Raw genomic sequence first — 5,040 nt, forward strand, 5'->3', positions numbered from 1 at the left:
GGGCGCGGGCTCCGACCGCGCCGACGGCCGCCACGAGCGCGGCAGCGGCACCGACGGCGCCGCGGGCAACGGCGGCTTCCCCGGCGGACAGGCCTTCCCCGGCGGCACGGACGGCGGCCCGCCCCCCGGTGGCATGGGCGGCCTGCTCGACGGCCCCAAGGTGACCCCGGAGGTCGCCGCGATGCTCTCGGAGGGCGCCGACCGGTACACCTGGGCGGCCGCCACGATCGGCTCGCAGACCGCCGCCGGCTACCAACTCGCCACCGGTGAGCCGGTGATGGCCCTCGGCGGCTTCAACGGCACGGACCCGTCGCTGACCCTGGCCGGCTTCCAGAAGTACGTCCAGGAGGGCAAGGTCCACTGGTTCATCGGCGCCGGTGGCTCGCACCGCGGCTTCGGCGACGACGAGGGCGGGCAGCAGAGCGAGTCCGCCCGGATCGAGTCCTGGGTGACGGCCCACTTCACCGCCAGGACCGTCGGCTCGACCTCCTTCTACGACCTGACGGCCCCGACCTCCTGACCCCGTCGCTCCACGAGCCCGAAGGGGGCGTGCCGCGTTCGCGCGGCGCGCCCCCTTCCGTCGTGCCCGGCCGTCCTGCCCGGCCACCGGCCCTCCGTCAGCCGTCCCTCCGTCAGCCGGTCCTCGGCCACCGGTCCTCGGTCACCGGCCGTCAGCCGGTCCTCAGCCGTTCCTCAGTCGGTCGCGCAGTGGGTGTCCGCCGCCGGCAGCCGGCCGTCCACCAGGTAGGCGGTCACCGCGTCCCGGACGCAGGCGCTCCGGTAGTAGGCCATGTGCCCGTCGCCGTCCCGGGTGAGCAGCACGCCGTGCTCCAGCCCGCCCGCCAGCCGCTGCGCCCAGGCGTACGGGGTGACCGGGTCGCCGGTGGAGCCGATCACCAGGACCGGCGCGCTGCCCGGCGCCCGGACGGGCTGCGCCGTCTCGGGCGAGTGGTACGGCCAGGCCCGGCAGTCCGGGACGAGCAGGGTGCCCGCCGGGTCGTGCCCGGTGGTCAGCGGGGCGCGGGCGGCGAGTTCGGCGAGGGCCGGGGCCAGTTCCGCGTCGGTGGGCGGCGGCGGGCCGTCCGCGCAGGAGATGGCGGCGAAGGCGTCGGCCACGCTCTGGTAGCGGCCGTCCTCACCGCGGCCGTAGACGCTGTCGGCGAGGGCCAGCAGGTTCTCGCCCTCGCCCCGGGTGACGGCCGGTTCGATGACGTCGCGCAGCCCGGACCAGGACTGGTGGCCGTCGGCGAGGGCGTCCAGGACGGCGCCCCAGCCGAGCGCGGCGGTGAGCGCGCGGCCGTCGGCGGTGTGCAGCGGGTGCGCGCGCAGGCCGTCGAGGAAGCGGGCCAGGCGCCGGGGGGCGGTGGCCGGGTCGGAGCCGAACGGGTGGGAGTCCCCGTCCTCGGTGGCCCAGTCGGCGGCGAAGGCCCGGAACCCGTCCTCGGCGGCGACGGCCTGCTCGATGCCGAGCCGGGCGGTGGGGACGCCGTGCTCGACGGCGCCGTCGAGGACGAGCCGGCCGGTGCGGTCGGGGAACTCCTCGGCGTAGCGGGCGCCGAGGTGGGTGCCGTAGGAGAAGCCGAGGAAGTCCAGCCGGCGTTCGCCGAGGGCGCCGCGCAGCACGTCGAGGTCGCGGGCGGTGTCGCGGGTGCCGAGGTGCGGGAGCAGGTCGGCGTGCCGGGCCTCGCAGGCCTCGGCGAGGACCCGGCCGCGGCCGTAGTCCGGGTCGTCGGTGGCGTCGTACTCGTCGCGGGTGGAGTCGTCCAGGCACTGGAGCGGGACGGTGTCGCCGGTGCCGCGCGGGTCGAAGCCGACCAGGTCGTAGCGGTCGTGCAGCGGCCCCTGGTAGTTCTGCCAGCCCCAACGGACCATCTTGACACCGGAGTTGCCGGGGCCGCCGGGGTTGAGCAGCAGGGCCCCGAGCCGGTTCTCGCGGTCGGCGGCGGGCACCTTCGCGAGGGCGACGTCGATGGTGCGGCCGGCCGGGTCGGCGTAGTCCAGCGGCACCTTGAGGGTGGCGCACTGCACGATCGCCGTGTCCGGGTCGGTGCCGTCGTCACCGGGGCAGCGCTGCCAGTCGATCCGCTGGTCGTAGAGCGCGCGCAGGGCGGGCGTCGCGGTGGAGGCGACCCGCTCCTCCAGCGGCGGCCGGGCGACCGGGCGGGTCGTACCCGTACAACCGCTCGACAGGGCGAGGGCGAGGACGGCGACGAGGGCGGGCGCGAGGCGCCCGGACGTGCGGGGGAACCGGGAAGAGATCGGGGACACCGCCCACGAATACCATCCGACCCGCGTCCGGGGCACATCGCGCCCGCCCGGAGGCGCTCAGGCCCAAGGTCTCATCAGCCGCCGCACTGCTGGAGCATGGCCTTCTTGTCGGCCTCGGTGACGGGCAGCTGGTACTTCAGCGAGACCTGGGCGAAGCGCACCGCGTAGGCGCAGCGGATCTCGGTGTTGGCGGGCAGCCAGGTGGCCGGACCGGAGTCGCCCTTGGAGGCGTTCTGCGAGCCGTCGGCGGGGATCAGGTTCAGCGGGTCGTTGGCGATCTGCACGCGCTTGGGCTTGTCCCACTTGCTGGCACCCATCTGCCAGTCGTAGGAGAGCGGCATCACGTGGTCGATCTGGATCTTGGAGGCCTGCTGCTTGGTCCACTGGACGCTCTTGCCGGTGTACGGGTCCCAGATGGTCATCGCGGTGACCGTGCAGTCCGAGCCGTCCTTGTGCTCGACGCCGGTGCCGTCACGGGCGAGCAGGTCGTTGCGGGTGTCGCACTTGTTGCCGCCGAACGGGACGCCGTCGACGTTGTCCGTCCAAGCGGGGCCGAACTCGTTGCGGTCGTAGCCGTCCTTGGTGCCGACGGCGGCGGTGGCGACCTTGGCGATGACGTCCCGGCCGGCCTTCTGCTCCTCCGGGGTGGTCAGCGGCGCCAGGCCGGGCTTGGTGCCGTCCGGGTTCTGCAGCGGGCTGGTGCCGGTGGCCCCGGCGACGGCGCCGCCACCGGTCTTGGGGCCGGTCGACTTGTGGTCTCGACCGCCGATCAGCCAACCGACCAGCGCGAGCGCGCATATCAGGAACACGGTGGCAGCGGACAGCGTGGAGCGGCGGGCGGGCACGGAGAACTCCCGGGATCAGGGGCGGGGTGACGGCGAACCAGCAGATCAGCCGCCCCGAGAGCAGGTCAAGCCGACGCCACGGACCGGCCCGCAGCATGTCGAAGCTCACACCCGCTCACCTCCGCCGTGCCCGCCGTGCCCGCCGTGTCTGCCGTGTCCGCAGTGTCCGCGCGCCGGGCCCCGCGGTCGGCTGCCCCGGGGGCGTCCCGCGGTCAGCCGCCGATCGCGGACATCGGGCGGTCGGGCCGGACGAACCCCTCGCTGCCGATGGCGTGCCCGGGCCCCTTGCCGGCCACCGAGGCCCGCCAGGCCGCCTCGACCGCCGCGTCGTCCGCCCCGCCGCGCAGCAGTGCCCGCAGGTCCGACTCCCCCGTCGCGAACAGGCAGTTGCGCAGCTGACCGTCGGCGGTCAGCCGCACCCGGTCGCAGCCGCCGCAGAACGGCCGGGTGACGGAGGCGATCACACCCACGACCGCGTCCGTCCCGGCGATCCGCCACTCCTCCGCCGGGGCGCTGCCGGGCCGGCCGACGGGCACCAGCTCGTACCGCCGCGCCAACCGTGCGAGGACCTCCCGCGCCGTCACCATCGCCGCACGGTCCCACGCCCCCTGGGCGTCCAGCGGCATCGACTCGATGAACCGCATCCGGTATCCGTGAGCGACGGCGAACTCGGTCAGCTCCACGATCTCGTCGTCGTTGACCCCGCGCACCGGTACCGCGTTCACCTTCACCGGCCCCAGCCCGGCCGCCTTCGCCGCCGCCAGCCCCGCGAGGACGTCACCGATGCGGTCCCGCCGGGTGAGCGCCGCGAACCGCTCCGGGCGCAGCGTGTCCAGGCTGACGTTCACCCGGTCCAGCCCGGCCGCCCGCAGCCCGGCGGCGGTGCGCGCCAGCCCGATCCCGTTCGTCGTCAGTGACAACTCGGGGCCCAGCGCGGCGATCCGGCCGACCAGTGCGGCCAACCCCCGCCGCAGCAGCGGCTCCCCGCCCGTCAGCCGGACCGACCGCACGCCCAGCCGGTGCACCGCGATCCGCACCAGGCGCAGCACCTCGTCGTCGTCCAGCACCTCGGCGCGCCCGAGCCACTCCAGGCCCTCGGCCGGCATGCAGTAGGCGCAGCGCAGGTTGCAGCGGTCGGTCAGGGAGAGCCGCAGGTCGGTGTGGACCCGGCCGAAGCGGTCCACCAGCGGGGGCGGCGCGGCCGTTCGCGGTGATGTCGTACGCGGTACGGGAGTTCGCGGTGCGGGAGTTCGCGGTGCGGTGGTGGCCGGTGCGGTGGTGCGCGGTTCGGCCCCGCTCGGTGCGCCGGTGCGCGGTGCGGTGTGCATCGCCCCAGTACAGGCGGCCCGGGCCCGGCGCGGCCAGCGGCCGAACCGCCGGGGCGCGGGCATCACGCGCGGCCTCCCCTTGTGGCTTCCCACAATGCGCGCCCCGGCCCGGACCGGGCAGGCTGGACCCATGCAGAGCGCACCGACACCCGCCGGTCCGGGCCCGGCCACCGCACCTGGCGCCTCCGCACCGGCTGCCTCCGCACCGGGCGCCACCTCGGGCGCCGCCCCGGTCGCCGCCCTGGTCCTCGCCGCCGGGGGCGGGCGGCGGCTCGGCGGGCGGCCCAAGGCGCTGCTGCGGTACGGCGGCCGCCCGCTGGTGGAGCACGCGGTGGCGGTGGTGCGGGCCGGCGGCTGCCCCGACGTCACGGTGGTGCTGGGCGCCGAGGGCGCGCGGGTGCGGGCCACCGCGCACCTGCCGGGCTGCCGGCTGGTCGACAACCCGGACTGGGCGCGGGGCATGGGCTCCTCGCTGCGGGCCGGCCTGGCCGCGCTGCCTCCGCGCCGCCGAGTCGATGTGGCGCAGCGACTCGACATGGGTGAAGGCGGGCTCCGGGGGCAGCTCGGGGACGATGTCGTTGCCGTGGACGAAGCGGAAG

Annotated in this window: 4 protein-coding genes and 1 pseudogene; 2 read left to right on the plus strand and 3 right to left on the minus strand. The window is 75.9% G+C overall.

All coding sequences use genetic code 11. The features are described 5' to 3' along the window. A pseudogene (locus tag AB0E96_RS38070) lies at positions 1 to 520 on the plus strand (glycosyl transferase); the annotation flags it as partial. Positions 521 to 693: 173 nt separating this feature from the next. On the opposite strand, the gene AB0E96_RS38075 reads toward AB0E96_RS38070, so the two are convergent. The 3 genes from AB0E96_RS38075 to moaA all read right to left on the minus strand — a co-directional run bounded on the left by AB0E96_RS38075 (position 694) and on the right by moaA (position 4,441). After that, complete coding sequence (locus tag AB0E96_RS38075; RefSeq protein WP_359830970.1) at positions 694 to 2,268, minus strand: alpha/beta hydrolase; 1,575 nt, start codon at positions 2,266 to 2,268, stop codon at positions 694 to 696. 74 nt (positions 2,269 to 2,342) lie between these two features. Beyond that, entirely contained in the window at positions 2,343 to 3,113 is a 771-nt protein-coding gene (locus AB0E96_RS38080; protein WP_359830972.1) for an HNH endonuclease family protein, read from the minus strand. 212 nt (positions 3,114 to 3,325) lie between these two features. After that, positions 3,326 to 4,441 carry a GTP 3',8-cyclase MoaA gene (moaA, locus tag AB0E96_RS38085; RefSeq protein WP_359830974.1) on the minus strand — a complete coding sequence of 372 codons (1,116 nt, stop codon included), beginning with the start codon at positions 4,439 to 4,441 and terminating at the stop codon, positions 3,326 to 3,328. A 130-nt stretch (positions 4,442 to 4,571) separates the two neighbouring features. Here moaA and AB0E96_RS38090 point away from each other — a divergent pair. Next, positions 4,572 to 5,040 (plus strand): NTP transferase domain-containing protein (locus AB0E96_RS38090; RefSeq protein WP_359830975.1); only part of this gene is annotated, 469 nt, incomplete at its 3' end.

The sequence above is a fragment of the Kitasatospora sp. NPDC036755 genome (assembly GCF_040636595.1).
Taxonomy (GTDB): Bacteria; Actinomycetota; Actinomycetes; order Streptomycetales; family Streptomycetaceae; genus Kitasatospora.